Origin of the sequence: Bartonella mastomydis (assembly GCF_900185775.1) — a bacterium.
In the GTDB taxonomy this organism is placed as follows: Bacteria; Pseudomonadota; Alphaproteobacteria; order Rhizobiales; family Rhizobiaceae; genus Bartonella; species Bartonella elizabethae.
This window is the reverse complement of record NZ_LT883138.1, coordinates 1,087,540-1,103,984: the sequence shown is the minus strand read 5'-3', so window position 1 is coordinate 1,103,984 and position 16,445 is coordinate 1,087,540. Positions and strand designations below refer to the sequence as shown.

The 16,445-nt window shown below is 36.7% G+C and carries 10 protein-coding genes and 1 tRNA gene; 5 read left to right on the top strand and 6 right to left on the bottom strand.

Annotated elements, in window-relative coordinates:
* Positions 1–217: 217 nt before the first annotated feature.
* A complete protein-coding gene (gene carA, locus FJG96_RS08020) occupies positions 218–1,414 on the bottom strand; it encodes a glutamine-hydrolyzing carbamoyl-phosphate synthase small subunit (protein ID WP_139413489.1) in 1,197 nt (398 codons plus the stop codon).
* A gap of 259 nt (positions 1,415–1,673) precedes the next feature.
* On the opposite strand from carA, the gene FJG96_RS08015 reads away from it, so the two are divergent.
* Positions 1,674–2,126: a GatB/YqeY domain-containing protein gene (locus tag FJG96_RS08015; protein ID WP_139413488.1), complete on the top strand. Its 453-nt coding sequence runs from the start codon at positions 1,674–1,676 to the stop codon at positions 2,124–2,126.
* A 597-nt stretch (positions 2,127–2,723) separates the two neighbouring features.
* Here the strand turns inward: FJG96_RS08015 and ubiC are convergent.
* The 4 genes from ubiC to FJG96_RS07995 all read right to left on the bottom strand — a co-directional run bounded on the left by ubiC (position 2,724) and on the right by FJG96_RS07995 (position 8,753).
* The gene (ubiC, locus tag FJG96_RS08010; protein WP_139413487.1) at positions 2,724–3,230 is read right to left on the bottom strand and encodes a chorismate lyase; all 507 of its coding nucleotides are present in this window, start codon (positions 3,228–3,230) and stop codon (positions 2,724–2,726) included.
* 1,059 nt (positions 3,231–4,289) lie between these two features.
* On the bottom strand, positions 4,290–4,541 hold the full coding sequence (locus FJG96_RS08005; RefSeq protein ID WP_139413486.1) for a GlsB/YeaQ/YmgE family stress response membrane protein: 252 nt from the start codon (positions 4,539–4,541) through the stop codon (positions 4,290–4,292).
* A gap of 1,232 nt (positions 4,542–5,773) precedes the next feature.
* Positions 5,774–7,465 (bottom strand): Na/Pi cotransporter family protein, encoded by a 1,692-nt coding sequence (locus tag FJG96_RS08000; protein WP_139413485.1) that lies wholly within the window; start codon positions 7,463–7,465, stop codon positions 5,774–5,776.
* Between the two features lie 70 nt (positions 7,466–7,535).
* On the bottom strand, positions 7,536–8,753 hold the full coding sequence (locus FJG96_RS07995) for a mechanosensitive ion channel family protein (RefSeq protein ID WP_139413484.1): 1,218 nt from the start codon (positions 8,751–8,753) through the stop codon (positions 7,536–7,538).
* Between the two features lie 135 nt (positions 8,754–8,888).
* Between FJG96_RS07995 and dnaG the strand changes: the two genes are divergently transcribed.
* From dnaG to FJG96_RS07980, 3 genes are all read left to right on the top strand, one after another.
* The gene (gene dnaG / locus FJG96_RS07990; protein WP_139413483.1) at positions 8,889–10,826 is read left to right on the top strand and encodes a DNA primase; all 1,938 of its coding nucleotides are present in this window, start codon (positions 8,889–8,891) and stop codon (positions 10,824–10,826) included.
* Positions 10,827–11,229: 403 nt separating this feature from the next.
* Complete coding sequence (gene rpoD / locus FJG96_RS07985; RefSeq protein ID WP_139413482.1) at positions 11,230–13,245, top strand: RNA polymerase sigma factor RpoD; 2,016 nt, start codon at positions 11,230–11,232, stop codon at positions 13,243–13,245.
* Positions 13,246–13,852: 607 nt separating this feature from the next.
* Complete coding sequence (locus tag FJG96_RS07980; protein ID WP_139413481.1) at positions 13,853–14,314, top strand: YcgN family cysteine cluster protein; 462 nt, start codon at positions 13,853–13,855, stop codon at positions 14,312–14,314.
* Between the two features lie 29 nt (positions 14,315–14,343).
* Here FJG96_RS07980 and FJG96_RS07975 read toward each other — a convergent pair whose 3' ends face one another.
* On the bottom strand, positions 14,344–15,075 hold the full coding sequence (locus tag FJG96_RS07975; protein ID WP_139413480.1) for an SIMPL domain-containing protein: 732 nt from the start codon (positions 15,073–15,075) through the stop codon (positions 14,344–14,346).
* 168 nt (positions 15,076–15,243) lie between these two features.
* On the opposite strand from FJG96_RS07975, the gene FJG96_RS07970 reads away from it, so the two are divergent.
* Positions 15,244–15,320, top strand: a tRNA-Ile gene (locus tag FJG96_RS07970).
* Positions 15,321–16,445 lie beyond the last annotated feature (1,125 nt).

The window sequence follows — 16,445 nt, the reverse complement described above, 5'->3', positions numbered from 1 at the left end:
CTGGTCAGAATATTTTACGAGAGAAGACAAAATTTTTCTGTGATGTTTGTTTTGCAAATATGGGGATGCATCGTAAAAGCTTACGTTTTTTGCTTATCTCCATTTAGTGTTCAGAGAGCAACCTGTTGAAAAACCGCATCAGTGTTGTACAAACAATTTCAGGTTTTTATACTCAAATGGGAAGTAAAATACTGCGTATGTTTATTTGCATCTTATTTTAAGATATTTTTTTATAATTCATAATGAGATCAGAAAAATGCTGAAAGAGGTAGTGACTATCTTGTGGTCCTGGGGAAGCTTCGGGGTGATATTGAACAGAAAAAACGGGTTTTCCAATGATTCGAATACCACAGTTTGAACCGTCAAAGAGAGAGATATGTGTTTCTTGAACATGTTTTGGTAAAGAGGTGGCATCGACAGCAAAGCCATGATTCATCGATACAATTTCAACTTTTCCACTGTTAAGGTCTTTAACGGGGTGGTTTGCACCATGATGTCCTTGGTGCATTTTTACAGTTTTTGCGCCAACTGTCAGAGCGAGAAGTTGATGACCAAGACATATTCCAAAAATTGGTAAATGATGATCAATCAATGCGTTGATTGTTGGAATGGCATATTGAGCTGTTGCTGCGGGATCTCCTGGACCATTAGAAAGAAAAACACCATCAGGATTCATCGCCAGAATTTCTTTTGCCGTCGTGTGGGCGGGCACAACAGTAATGCGTGCTTTTTGTGTTGCCATAAGGCGAAGAATATTGCGTTTAATACCATAGTCAATGGCAACAATATGAAGATTGTGCACATTATTTGTGCCATATCCTTTATTCCAACGCCATGGTTCTTCATCCCATTGCATTGACGATTGAGATGTCACTTCTTTCGTAAGATCAAGATTGACGAGACCATGCCATTTTTGTGCACGTTTTTTTAAAGAAGGAATATCAAAATTTCCATCAGGATCATGCACAATGACAGCATTTTGCGCACCTTTTTCACGAATAAGAATTGTGAGTGCGCGTGTATCAATACCACAAAGGGCAATAATTTTATGGGCTTTAAGCCATTGATGAAGGTTTTCATTGGCACGATAGTTTGAAGGATGTGTAATATCTGCCTTGAAAATAGCGCCAACAGCACCGTGGTTGTTGAGAGGCGTGAGAGCTTCAATATCCTCATTATTTGCTCCTACATTTCCTATATGAGGAAATGTAAAATTAACGATTTGTTGTGTGTATGATGGGTCTGTGAGGATCTCTTCATAGCCTGTGATGGCGGTATTAAAACATACTTCAGCTTCAGCAATACCTGTCGCACCTGCTCCTTTGCCTTCAATGACAGTTCCATCAGCAAGAACTAAGAGGGCTGTAGGTTTGCTAACACTCCAAGGGCTGCTCGATGAAATTGTTTGTATCATAATGTCTATCCACAATTTATTTTCTGAAAGGTATAATGATTGACTTTACACAAAAATTATACCGCTAACAGATGCTGTGTCTATTATTCTAGTCATGTTTTGCTTAAAGCAGAGAGTATAAGGACATTCCATGAAGAGGTAAAGTCTTGTTTTTATCTTTTCTAAAATCGAGTTCTCAATTATTTTTTTATCTTCCATTGCAAGATGGATAAAGATTGGTTAAAAGGCGTTTTCCGCTTGGACAAAATTGGATAAATTTATGTTGCGTGATCAGATTGATGGGGCTCTTAAGATTGCTTTGAAAACGCAGGATAGTGTGCGTCTTGCTACACTTCGTTTAATGAATGCTGCGGTTAGGGATCGTGATATTCTTTATTACGATGAAGGGAAGCAAGAAGTCGATGATCAGCAGATACAGTCTGTTTTTACGAAAATGCTTCAACAGCGTGAAGCATTAATGCGTGTCTATAAAGAGTCTGGCTGCTTGGAGTTAGCAGAGAAAGAACAAGCAGAAATAGAAGTTATCCGTGAATTTCTTCCCTATCAGCTTAAGGAGATAGAAGTAGAACAGGTTATTTGTGAAGCCTTGGTACAAACGAAAGCTGAAAAATTACGTGATATCGGTAAGGTGATGGCGTGGCTTAAGGAACGGTATGCGGGGCAAATGAATTTTTCTAAAGTGTGCAATAGTCTTCGTAAAAAATTGCAATAGATCTTATTGATTCTAAGGAATTGTAAAGTAATTTTTATTACGCAAGGACTTTGTCTGTCAGTAGAATATTGGTCAACGGTATTATCTTACACATAAGACTCTTATAAAAAATATTTCTTTGGAATGAACAAGCTTGTTTTTTTGGATTCAGTGAGCAATAAAATATTTTTTCTGTCTCATGTTTCGTTGTTCTTCAAAGCTGTTACATCATTACAAAACAAAAAGATTATAGTTTTTTTACTTTTAAAAGGATTTATTGTCGTCTTTATTTGATGTTTCAAAGCGCTTATTTGATGAAAGAGTTGCTGTTATTTCCCAAGAGTGGTGATTATTTGGCAAGAAGTTTAAATGCAGATGGTTTTATCAATATGGTGCGTATCTGCTTAATTCAAGCGCTGGTTTTCATGATTGTGATAAGGAAAGCAGAACTTTAAAACGCTTTTTTATGGGAAATATTTTAAAGCTGAGATACAGAGATATTTCGAATAGAAGTCTTGATTCGTAATTTGTTTTGAGACGATTTTGAATTTTTTTGCTCTGATACCCCTTTTAAGCTATGCAAAATCCATACATTATGCAGAATAAAATGAATATCCTCTATTTATGGGTATACAGGGGTGAATCGGTTAAAAACAGTTCAGTGAGCAACAATGGCTTACCCGTTAGCCGCAAACGGGAACGGCGTGCCCATAGCGTGCCTTGTTGTCCAATATGAATGTAATCGCGGGTTAGTTTGTCACTGTTAAATAAATAGTGTCCTAAGGGGGTCGTTCCTAAATGCATCAAGGCTTGATTGTGGTGGAGGGTTTCTTGTGGAATGACAGTGCGTCCGAGGAGCCAAGGTTTATTATCGCCCATTAAGATGACTTCGCGTAGCCAATAACGCGCACTTTTGGGGAGATGTTCTGCTTCTTCCTTTAATTTATCGCGTGTAATAAAACATTCGCGTTGTTGTTGAACTTGGAAACAGGTGCAATATTTTTTTAATCGAAGCGTCATCGAGCCCGATTCCATGAGCCAGTCCCGTATGTTTTCTGGTATGGGAGGCTTTTGATCAAAGAGCCACTTCAGAGGTGGTAAGATGGAATCTTCAAGATCAGACATCGTTTTACTCCACATCTAAAATTCTATTCCATATGTTATGCTGAGTGCGCTAAAGAGATGGCTTTATGTCGTACAGGCGTATAAAAGCAGCAAGATTTTAACAGAAAAATATCAAAGGGAACACCGAAAGAAAAGATCTTTAAAAGAAGATATGTGGAAAATAGATTATAGAGTTTTTTGATAACACGAGGGGAATGGGTAGATATTTCGTGTTTTAGCATTCGTTTGTAACGCTGAGGAAAAAGAGAGGAAGAATTCATCTATATAAGACGATATAAAGAGGAAACTTTAAAAGGAGCAAAACCCTTATATTATCGTTTTAAAAGTGGGATACTCAGAGCTTTTGAATTAAGGTGGAAAGGTGATCGTATTTTTTATAATACAGGGAGCATTAATTCGATAGATTTTAAGTATAAGTATTAATATATTTTCATTGTTATAAATCAATGTAAAAGAATATATCATTATTTAAATTTTTTATATTCAATACTTTGGATCCCTTTAATTGATCAACAATAAAAAATACTGAAAAGAAAAAGAAAGATATAAACTTTATCGCGTTTATTTTTCATACTAGAAAAATTCTTTTTATCATTTTGCGCTTACTTCCTATCTTTATCTTTTAAAAATGCAAAAGAGCTCTTCGTTTTTTTTAGTAAAAATGGTCTTATTGGTGAAGTGTATAGGCGTTAAATATTATGCGGTAGGATCTTTAATCATCATTATTATTGGTTCTTGTAACCTTGTAGATTATGATGATAGGGCGATGAGCTGGATTTGCGCGTTTGGTGCAAAAACACGGTACAAAAATAAGTTCGTATTTCATTAAAATGATGCATATACCCTTTCTGATATGCGTAGGCTTATATAGATATGGAAGGGTGCATTATAAAAGTTTTTGCCGTTTTTTTTAAAGATGTATGATGGTGTATGCTAGAAATTGTAACTTAAGCACTTCACCATCATAACAAAAATGATATCAACGCATTACGGGGAAATATTTCAAAATATTCCAATTGTTTTACTGAATACCAAAAGGTGATTGAATAAATAAATGCCCTATGATCGAATTTTTCGTCCTATCCATATAAGAATACAAGCTCCTATAAAACCTGAAATAAGATAACCGAGCCAACCCGCAAAACTTACGCCTAAAAGACTAAAAAGGAAGCTTGCTAAGGCAGCGCCAATAATCCCTAAGATAATATTTAACAATATTCCTGTTTGGCTTTTCATAATATATTGTGCAGCCCACCCAGCAACTCCGCCGATAATAATAGCTGCAATCCAACCGAGGTTTGCATTTTCCATGATACTCTCCTTTGCCTGCATTTAGATTGTAACTAGAGTAAACTTTGTAAAGATCAAGGTTTATTCCCTTTTTACCCAGTGGAAAGGATATTTTTGTTAGAGATTTTACTTATTAATTTCCTGTATATTAAAATAATATTGATATTTATATCAGTATAATATCTAATTATTATAAATATATATAACAAATTTTAATTTATAAAGAAATTATTTAATTTAAAATATGATTTAAAAATAAAATATTTATAAAAATATTTTAAGAATAAATAAAGTGTATTTATCATTTTTTTAAACTATTGTTTTCTAAAAATTTTTGAAAAATAATTCACATTAAAATAATAAGATAAATGGATATTTAAAGCTTTGGCACTTGCCAATTGATATCAACATTGTTTGCAATGAGATTAAAACTGTTTTTTAAATGCGTTATAAAATGCTGTATAAATTCAATCTCTACAAATATTGATATAAATATTTATGGACATAAACGTTGCAATTAGGAGGCATTTTGCATTCCTTATTAGATATTTCTTTATTTTGTTAGACCTGTGAAGTGGAAGCTTTTTTACAAGGTGAATTTAGGCTGGCACGATCATACTTTTTGCCATTGCCTTACGAACCCTCTTTTAAAGCTTCCAAGCGTCATTTTACAATGGTGCCCGTAAAGGGTGATAAATTCATTGAGCACTCGCGCCTTTAGGCTTCATAAAAGAGTAAGCCGGTGGTATCACAACACTTGTCCCGAATGGTTCTTGGTTCTTAAGGCAGTTCACAAGAGACGTGTTAAGTCCTTTTTGTATATTTTTTATCGTCTCATTATTCCACGCAGGATTATCTACTTTTACTGTGTAAGCGGATGGTTTTGATTGATTTAATAGGGGGCAGCTGGGGAATGAGAGAATCTTATGATATTCAGGGTGATCATTCAATATAAATGAGTAAATTATCATTATAAATCAATCTGTTGTTTTATACGACACACAGTTTTTTCTTTGAGAGGAGGAAAACCTTCTTTCTTCAAGAGCTTTATTCTACATGGTTGAATCACTTGTAGAAGTGCAAACGAATAATTTTAAGGAATTTATTATGAATAGATTAACAGTAAAAGAAATTTACTCTATTGAAGAGAGCTCATTTAAAACTTATTACATCAATAGGTTAAGCAAGATATTTGAAGGTTCAAAATTGAATAATTGATGGGATGTGTTTCTTGTTTGATTTATTTTATAAGTTTAAGATTTTTCTATCTGTTCTTCAGCAGGATTGCGTAGGCGTGAACTTTGAAGAAGCCCTTGTTCTTCTAAAATAGGGTAGATCATTGAGGTCAACAGAGAGTTAATTTGTTTAAGGTCACGGACAGTATCAAGATGAAGACTAGATGATTCTATATTTTTGAGATCTCCCTCACGCAAGCGTTTAAAATGTTTTAAACTCATCTCTTTTTCTAAGTTTCGTAGTTGATCTTTTTTTTGCACCAATAGATGGGCCGTGTGGGTATCACGGGAGACGAGAACATTAAATGCGATATGCGCGTTGGCCAGCACAATGGCATGGAAACGAAGGAGATCATCCCAACCTTCACTGCTGAACTTGAGACTTTTTTGTTGTTTCTTTTTAACCAGCATCAGCATATTGTGAATAATGATATCGCCTGCTTGGTCTAATTTTATACAGGCGCCTAGAAGCTCTTGTGTTTTTAGAGCTTCTTCATCCGATAATTTTTGTCCTGCTAATCGCGCAAGATAAAGTTTGATGGCGATATGTTTTTTGTCCAATATGGTATTTAGTTGATTGAGCTCAGCAATAATATTGGGATTTGGCTCTTCATAAAGTCCCATGATTTTTTCTAGCATGATGTCGACAAGATCACAAATATGAATAACTTCACGCATGACATTGGAGAGCGCTAGAGCTGGGCGTTCAAGAACGCTATCATCAAGAGCTGTTTGATCCGATAAATTGAGCGTTTTATCGGCGTGTGTTTTTTTTGTACTCATATAAACGATTTGAGTGGTCAATTTTAAAACCCATTTTGAAAGCGGTATTCCAGCGAGGAGAATGAAAATATTAAAAATAATATGGGCGTTGATCACTTGAGTAGGAGCGTCATTGCCAAGCCATGTGATGGGTGGTTTAAAAGACAAAAATAAGATCAGCACAAGGATTGAACCGGCTCCACGCATGAGTAAATTGCCTAAGGGAACAAGACGGGTATTGGGAGAAGCGTTGCGTGTTAAAAGCGGTGCTATAAGAGAAGAGCCAAAGTTGACACCAAGAACCATGATAACGCAAAGTTGTGTATGGATAAGGTCGTAGTTGGCAAAATTAACCAGCAAAATGATTCCTGCAATGGATGAATGTAAGAGATAGGTTAAAGCCGCAGCCAACAAAAAAGTTGAAACAGGATCAGTTGAAAGGTAACGAATGATGCTTGGCAAAATTTCACTATCCCGCAAAGGTTCTGTCGCTGTACTTATCATTTGTAAAGACAAAATCAAAAGACCAATACCGATGACAATGCGTCCTATTTGGCGCCACTCACGTTTTTGTGTTGTCATGAAGATACAAGTGCCAATTAAAAGACAAAGGGGCACAACAAGTGTGAGATCGTAGGTGAGAATTTTAACAACGAGTGCTGATCCTAATTCTCCTCCACGTACAGCCATAAGTCCCGCTACTCCAGAGACAAAACCAGATTCAACAAAAGAACCAACGAGGAGCGTTATGGCTGTAGAGCTCTGTAAGATCATCGCTGTAAAAAGTCCAAAACTTACAGCAAACAATGGTTTCGAGATGACATGGCGTAGGTTATATTTAAGCCTGTCACCATAGGCGCGTTCAATTCCTGTGCGCACCATGCGTGTCGCCCAGAGAAGTAAAGAAACAGCGCCAGCAAGATGGAGGAGTACCAATGAACCATTCATGATACTTTTTCTTTCTCTTTTGTTTATGAATAGGGTTAACTCAAAATTGATAACTTGAAGTTTATTGTTTTTACTTTGCTTTTACTTTTAATACTTGGTTAAAATCAGAACCGCTTGGATTTTGAAAAACCTTTAGACCAAAACAGTGAAGAATGGAATAAAGATGGTCGAAAATATCACCTTGAATTTGTTCATAGTCTAGCCAAACGGTGGTGTTCGTAAAGCAATAGATTTCCAAGGGTAAACCATTTTCTGTAGGGGGCAATTGTCGGGCCATAAAGGTCATATTGGGGTTGATGTTGAGATGCTGTTGTAGATAAGCAAAAACATAAGCACGAAAAGTTCCAATGTTGGTTAAACGGCGCGTATTGGCGACAACATCATGATTTTTATCTAATTGAGCGTTCCATTGATCAATTTCTGCTCTTTTTTGCGTGAAATAATTTTCTAATAAATTAAACCGAGAAAGATATTTTTGTTCTTCTTCTGTGAGAAAATGGATACTAGATTGATCAATAAAAAGGGAGCGTTTGATGCGTCTGCCTCCTGATTCTTGCATTCCACGCCAATTCTTAAAAGGGTCGGTTACAAGTTTGCGGATCGGTACTGAAGTGATGGTGTTGTCGAAATTTTGAACTTTAACAGTATGAAGGGCAATTTCAATTACATCACCATCAGCACCAAGATTGGGAATTTCAATCCAATCACCAACACGAACCATATCGGTGGATGAAATTTGAATACCGGCAACAAGAGAAAGAAGTGTATCTTGAAAAATTAACATGAGAACTGCGGCCATTGCACCAAGACCGGAGAAAAGAATAAGAGGGGAACGGTCAATTAAGGTGGCGACCATTAAAACGGCTGCAATAGCAAAAAGTGCAATTTTAGCAATTTGAATATACCCTTTTATTGGTTTTAATCGTGCTGTTGGTCGTTGTTCGTAAAGGATATTAATGATATTGAGACAGGCAGAAATTGTTAGAACAACAAAAAAGATAATGAAGGCGTTGGCAACATTATTGATGACAGTGCTGAATGCATCGGGCAATGTTGGTATAAAATTAACACCGACTGAAAGAATAAAAGCTGAAATGATATTCGCTAGGTATTGAATAGCATTTTGAATATCGGTTGTTGTATTCTTGGGGAGGAGAGAAGAAAGTTTTTTTGCTCCGTGAATCAGTAATTTTCGTCCTACAAAGTTGATTAAAAGGGCAAATATAGTAAGAATAACAAGCCAAGAAGTAGCTTCTAACCACGGATATTGAACAATAAATTCGATCACTTTTTTACTCTCCATTTCTAAAATTATAGGCTCTCAAGAGATTAAAATTTTACAACTGCTTAAGAGGAAGTCTTGGAATTATGCTCTAAAGTCGTTAAATATGCAAAAAAGAATTTTTAAACTCTGTGAGAGATAATGCGTTTTCCGCCTGATTTCCTTAATGAACTGCGTAGCAGACTCCCAATTTCAACAGTGATTGGTCAACGGGTAGACTTTGATCCTCGAAAAAGTAAGCCTTCACGGGGAGATTTTTGGTGTTGTTGTCCATTTCATGGTGAGAAAACGCCCAGTTTTCATTGTGATGATCATAAAGGGCGTTATTATTGTTTTGGTTGTGGGGTCAGCGGAGATATTTTTACCTTCCTGTGCGAGCTTGATGGATTGCATTTTTCAGAGAGTGTTGAGCGTTTGGCTGATTTTGCAGGAATGAAACTCCCTGTTTTGGATCCACAAAGTCATCAACGTCAAATGGAAAAAGCTGACCTTTATGACGTAATGAAAATTGCGACAGATTTTTTTCAGTATCATTTACGCTGTCAAGAAGGGGCGCAGGCACGTCGTTATCTGGAGGAACGTGGTGTTACGCAAAAGCTTATAGAGCGTTTTAAAATTGGTTTTGCACCGGTAAGGCGTACAGCTTTGAAAGACGCTTTAAGGGCGCGGGGTATCTCAATAAAGCAAATGGAAGAATGTGGACTTCTCACAGCGCATGAGGAGAGGGCGGATTCTTATGACCGATTTAGAAATCGCATTATGTTTCCTATCGAAGATTTGCGCGGTCGTGTGGTGGCCTTTGGAGGGCGTGCGTTAGAGAAAGAAACACGTGCAAAATACCTTAACAGCCCTGAAACAGTGCTCTTTCATAAAGGCAATATACTTTACAATGCAGCATCGGCGCGCAAAAATAGTCGCTTTGTTGGCGATGAAAAAATTCATTCACTTCTGGTTGTCGAGGGGTATATGGATGTCATTGCATTGACTAAGGCCGGTTTTGAAGGAGTTGTAGCGCCCTTAGGGACAGCATTAACGGAAGCGCAAATTGAGCTGTTATGGCAGATGGGCAAGGAGCCTATTTTGTGCTTTGATGGTGATGATGCTGGTGTAAAGGCTGCTTTTCGCGTTGCTGATAGGGTATTGCCTCTTTTAAAGGTAGGGGTTTGTGTCCACTTTGTTTTATTGCCACAAGGAAAAGATCCTGATGAAATTGTTGGTGCTGGTGGTGCGCCCCTTTTTTCTTCTTTTTTGCAAAAAGCCATCCCTTTGATTGAGCTTTTATGGTGGCGTGCTACCTATGGAAGGCGTTTTGAAACGCCAGAGACACGTGCGGCGCTTGAAAAACAACTCAAACAACAAATTTTTATGATTAAGGATGAAGATGTCCGTCGTTATTATTTGCAAGATATAAAACAACGCCTTTTTGAGTTTTTTCGTCCCTCTTTTTCAAAAAAGAAGGGGGGAGGACGCTATGAACAGACTTCATCCAATAGGGTCTTTAAAGATCAATCCTTTTCTCTGTTAGAAAATTCTGAAATAGTGCGCAATTCTTCACAGGCTATTCCTTTACGTGAAGCTGTGATTTTACTTACTTTAGCTTACTATCCTGAGTTATGGCATGAAAATTTTGAAATTCTCTCTGAGTTAGAATTAAAAAATACACAATTGATATATTTTCACCAAACGATGTTGGAAATTCTCGGGGATCAGTCGCTTCATGATAAAGAAACGATGGTTGCGTTCTTAGAAAAAAGAGGGCAAAAAGCTTTATTAGAGCGTATGAAACATCTTGTGCAGAATATTGGTATGCGTATTATTTTTTCTGGAGCTCCTATAGAAGATGCACGTGCTATATTAAAACAAGCTGTCTACTTGCATCTTCAGGAACACCACCTACATAAGAGGTTACAGGATATTGAAGAGCAACTTGTAGAAAATCCTAAGAGTGAGGTTTTTGATCTGCTTCGGGAGATAAAAAGTGAACTGGAGCAGATGCAGGCAACAGAAGCGTTAATTGAAGGGTTTGGAAGTTGGTTGGATGAAAAAATAGACGGGAACATACAAGATACGATAAAATGATTCGCTTTTTTAATGCGAATCAGTCACTTAAGTTTTAGATGAGGAAGTGTATGTGGAGTGATATTTTCATAAAGATGACAGTTAATTCATAAAGATGATAATGAAATTTTAGAATGAATTTTAGGAAAAGCGGGAAATTGGTTCTTACGATAGGGTGCAGAGATTATCTCAGAAGGGCTGAGAGGTGTCGGGGAAACTTCTGGAGTTTTCCCGCGTTTTTGTTTGGATGACAAGTTTATCTGGATATCAAGGCGTATACAAAATGTATTCTTTCCAATAGTAATCTCTTAAAAGGAAGTATATATGAGAAACTGTTGGTCGATTTAAGTGAGAACAAAAAAGCTGGTCACATGAAGACTATGGTTACATGGAAGCTATGAAGTGATCGAGTGGAGTTTATGGTATGGCAACAAAGGTTAAACAGAAAGATAATGCGGAAGTAACAAGCCAAGCGAGTTTGGATGGTCCTCTTCTTGATTTTTCTGATGATGCCGTCAAGAAAATGATTAAACTTGCCAAAAAAAATGGTTACGTAACGATGGATGAACTCAATGCTGTTCTTCCTTCCGATGAGGTTACGTCCGAACAAATTGAAGATATCTTGGCAATGTTTTCTGAGATGGGGGTTAATGTTGTCGATGATGAGGATGAAGTTGAGTCTGACAATTATGAAGACGAAGTTATGGTAGAGGGAGGGGACTTAGTAGAGGCCTCTAGCCACGCACTTGCGACGACAACAAATAAGCGCGAAGTAACAGATCGTACGGATGATCCGGTGCGTATGTATTTACGTGAAATGGGTGCTGTTGAGCTTCTGTCACGGGAGGGTGAAATTGCCATTGCCAAGCGTATTGAGGCAGGGCGTGAGACAATGATTGCCGGACTTTGTGAAAGTCCTTTGACTTTTCAGGCCCTGATTATCTGGCGTGATGAGTTAAAAGAACAGCGTATTCTTCTTCGTGAAATTATTGATCTTGAAACGACTTATGCTGGTCCAGAAGCAAAACAGGCTCCTGTTATTGAGCGAAGTGAAGTTGATAAGATAAAAGAAGAAAAGATGTCTTCTGCTATACGTAATATGGGGGAAAATGTAGGAGAAAGAAGCATTGAAGAAGATGATGATGAAGACGATGATGATGTTAACTTATCTCTTGCGGCAATGGAAAATGAACTGTGTCCTCAAGTTATGGAAACATTGGATTTCATTGCTCAAACCTATGTAAAATTACGCAAATTACAAGATCAGCATGTTGAAAGCAGTTTGGCAGAGCGTAAAGAGGGGGCTCTTACAGCTTCTCAAAAGAAAAAATACATTCAACTAAAGGGTGAGTTGATTCAAGCCGTAAAGTCTCTCTCTTTAAATCAAAATCGTATCGAAGCTTTGGTTGAACAGCTTTATGACATCAATAAGAGACTCATTCATAATGAAGGTAAGCTGAAACGAATCGCTAATAGTTATGGTATTGGCCATGAAGATTTTTTAAGAGAATACCAAGGACGTGAATTGGATGCAGATTGGATGAATTATATTGCCACTTTGCCTGCACCGGGTTGGAAAGAATTTTCATTGCGTGAGGCAAAAGAAATTCAAAAATTGCGGAGTGAAATACAAAATCTTGCGCAAGAAACGGCTATTTCGATTGGTGAATTTCGTCGGATTGTTATGCAGGTGCAGAAAGGTGAACGCGAATCAACCATTGCAAAAAAAGAGATGGTCGAATCTAATTTACGTCTTGTCATTTCAATTGCAAAAAAATATACGAATCGCGGTTTGCAGTTTCTTGACCTTATTCAAGAGGGCAATATCGGTTTGATGAAAGCTGTGGATAAGTTTGAATATCGGCGCGGTTACAAGTTTTCAACTTATGCAACATGGTGGATTCGTCAGGCCATTACGCGTTCGATTGCGGATCAGGCACGTACTATCCGTATCCCTGTTCATATGATTGAAACAATTAATAAAATCGTTCGTACCTCACGTCAGATTCTCCATGAAATTGGACGAGAGCCAACACCAGAAGAACTCTCTAGCAAGCTTTCTATGCCGTTAGAAAAAGTGCGAAAGGTTCTTAAAATTGCAAAAGAACCTATTTCACTGGAGACGCCTGTTGGTGATGAAGATGATTCCCATTTGGGCGATTTTATTGAGGATAGGAATGCATTACTCCCTATTGATGCTGCTATCCAAGCGAACTTACGCGATACGACAACACGCGTTCTTGCTTCATTAACCCCACGCGAAGAACGTGTTTTGCGGATGCGTTTTGGGATAGGGATGAATACAGATCACACACTAGAGGAAGTAGGACAACAGTTCTCAGTGACGAGAGAACGTATTCGTCAGATTGAAGCAAAGGCACTTCGTAAATTGAAGCATCCTAGCCGCTCACGAAAATTACGCAGTTTTCTTGATTCTTAAATGAAGGAATTGATGTATTTTAATCATTCTCCCTTTCTTTTTCATAGGGGGAGCGTTTGGGGACTGTATGCTTGGATGCTTTTTTGAGAAAAATATGGAAAGACTTCGAATAGTTTAGAAAATTTATGATATTTAACGTTTTCGTAGCTTTGAGACTTTGTGCTTCTCTGTCTCAAAAGAACAGATATAGGGTAAAGAGTGGTTATGAAACAGAGAGGTGAGGGAGGCTCTCTTAAGAAGTGAACGATAAAATATTCTTCTTCCTAGAGCGGTTTGTTTTTTTTAAGATTAAATATCTCAAGAATAAACTATAGTGCAGATTCCTGTCTTTTTGATGAAAAAGGTGTATTCTTTGTAAAATTATTCTACTATTTTAGGAGACGTAATTTGTTCTTTCTCAATTGACGAAGGAATTTTTCAATAGGTTATGTTTATTGATATAGGCTATTTTTTCAATACTCCCTTTTTTCCAGATCAATTTTTAGAAAATTGTATGAAGTATGCATTGAGTTGAAGCTTTTTAAGAGACAGAAATCGATGAAATTATAGAAATTAAATTTTTTCTTTTTTATCGATCGTCGTCATTAAAAAAGGTATATTCAAGTTTATGAGTGGAGAACTTCCTTTTTGGAAAGTAAAAAAATTAGAAGAGCTTTCCTCCTCTGAGTGGGAAAGCCTTTGTGATGGCTGTGGTCGTTGTTGTCTCCACAAAGTTGAGGATGATGATACGGGTGATCTCTATGCGACCAGTATTGCTTGTCGTCTTTTAGATGGGGAAACTTGTCAGTGTCGAGACTATGTTCATCGTAAATCAATTGTACCAGATTGTATATCATTAGACATTACAACAGTTAAAACGGCGCGTTGGCTTCCAGAAAGTTGTGCTTATAAATTAATTTATGAAGGAAAAGATCTCCCATGGTGGCATCCATTGGTATCAGGAGATTGTCAGACGGTGCATAAAGCACACATTTCTGCACGTGGATCCATAGAGATCTACGAAGATGAATTATCATCTGAAGAAGATTATCTCACTCATATTACTGGTCTTCTCTGTGAAGGCCAGTGATATGAGCGTTTTATATAATGCTTGGTGATTTAATCGATCGCAAAGACGACAGTGACACTCACATTATAATTTAATTCACCCCCTGCAAAATTTGTATCTGCGTAGCTTGCATCTGCTGCTCTACTCATGAGACGTGGCGTTGGACGATAGTAATCATCTTTTTCATTGATCTCAATAATTTTTCCTAATTTTAAATCAGCCGCTTGTGCTATTGTTTGCGCTTTTTCAATGGCTTCAGTAATGGCTTTTTTACGTGCTTCTTGATAAAATGGCTTCGTATCTGCATTGGTAAAAGTAATGCCATTCACTGAATTAATTCCCAGTGCCATCGCCTGATCAAAGATCTTACCAGCATTGCTAAGATCACGAATACGTACAGTTAAAGAATTTGAAACTTGATAGAGTTTTTCATTATTCTTTTTTTCGTGGGATGACTGGTAAATAGATAAACCTGATGTTTGCAAATCATTTGCTTGGATGCCATTATTTTTAAAAGCTTTTATAATATCATTGATTGATTGATTATTGGACGCTAATGCTTTCTGAGCTGTTTTGTCATGGGTAACAACAGCGAGATTAATAATTGCCATATCTGGTGCAGCTTGACTTTCTCCGACTGCAGTCACTGTAATTGTTGCATCTCTTTTACTTTCTTCAGCATAAGCATGGACAACAGTCAATGAAGTGGCTAAGAGTGTGAACGTTAATATAGCTATTTTAACCAAAGAACTTTTCAGTGGTTGAATTCTCTCTTCTATCATATCTACTCCTTTACATTTATTATGACGACTCTCTCATTTTTGAGAGTTCTTGTAAAGAAATTAGGGCATTAGAAAAAAAACCAATAGAAAAGAGAAAAAGATGGATTATAATCTACGTCAGCTCTTGTATCATAGAGCATTTTAGTTTAGAGAAAGACCACCTATATGGGGCCTGTAGCTCAATTGGTTAGAGCCAGCGGCTCATAACCGCTTGGTTGGGGGTTCGAGTCCCTCCGGGCCCACCAATAGGAAGTTGTCCGAGAGAAAAATGGATAGCTTAGTAAAAGTTTGAAGATGCTCCTTCCTTCATTTTTTTGATTTATTTCCCTGTTTGTTCTAAATCGTTTTGTCGTTTTTTGTTGCGGTGTTTTTTATCAGCCATTTTAATATATAAAATGATGATATACTTTTCAGTCTCATCAAAAAAATGCTTGCATTTGCAACGTTAGTGCATCTGGATTAATTCGATAGGTTTTGCTGTTTGCATTCTTATTTTTACCATTGTGCATTTTCTGCTTCATGCTCAAATTCCAGTTTTTATGTCATTCAAATTGTTATTGTTATTGTTATTGAAGTTACGAGGTCTTTTTTGGTTTTACACTCATAAAGTATTGGTAATGTTGGGGGGAGCTTTGCTCTTTTTTGTATTTCTAAAATTTTCTCGTATTGATTGTGAAGAGAGTTTTTTCTTTTCTGCAAAATAACTGGCAAGGAAAGTGATTTTTTTAGGAAAAATACACTTCTTCTTCAAAGATCATAATTTTTTATTGACGTGAGAGAATTTCTCCCTTGTTGTGAATCTACATACAATTTACGTATGGAGATCATCGGTGATGATTCATTTTATTTTTTTAACATCGCCATTTTTATTCATAATAGAGAATCAGTATTTAAACAGTGTTTTTGAGGGGAGGTTGCCTTGTCAATGTGTTACAGGTTTTTAGGGGATGTGGCGGTTTATAAGCACTGATTCCAATAACATTGTTATATTCTTGCCTTGTAATATTATTTAAAACATATAGGTGGTGCTAGGTAGAATAAAACTTTGATATATTTTTCTTTTGAAATAAGCTTTTTCGTGTTCCCTTATAAAGAGTTCAGAAGTATTTTCAGAGATATTTTCACATTAATTTGTTATTGGTTCGAATCACAAGATTTGCGTAACATTATTTGCGTTGTTGATAGATCATATCAATTTTCATAAGAAGGTTTGGATCGAGCGATGCTTTCTTTGTCACCCTAGTACATAACTCATAGAACTTTATCTGATTTTATAAAATAAGTTTGTACACAATTGCTTCCATACTGCCTATTGCAAATATTTTTTTCTAAGGTATGAGATATGTTAAACGCTTTAGCGTTATATAGTT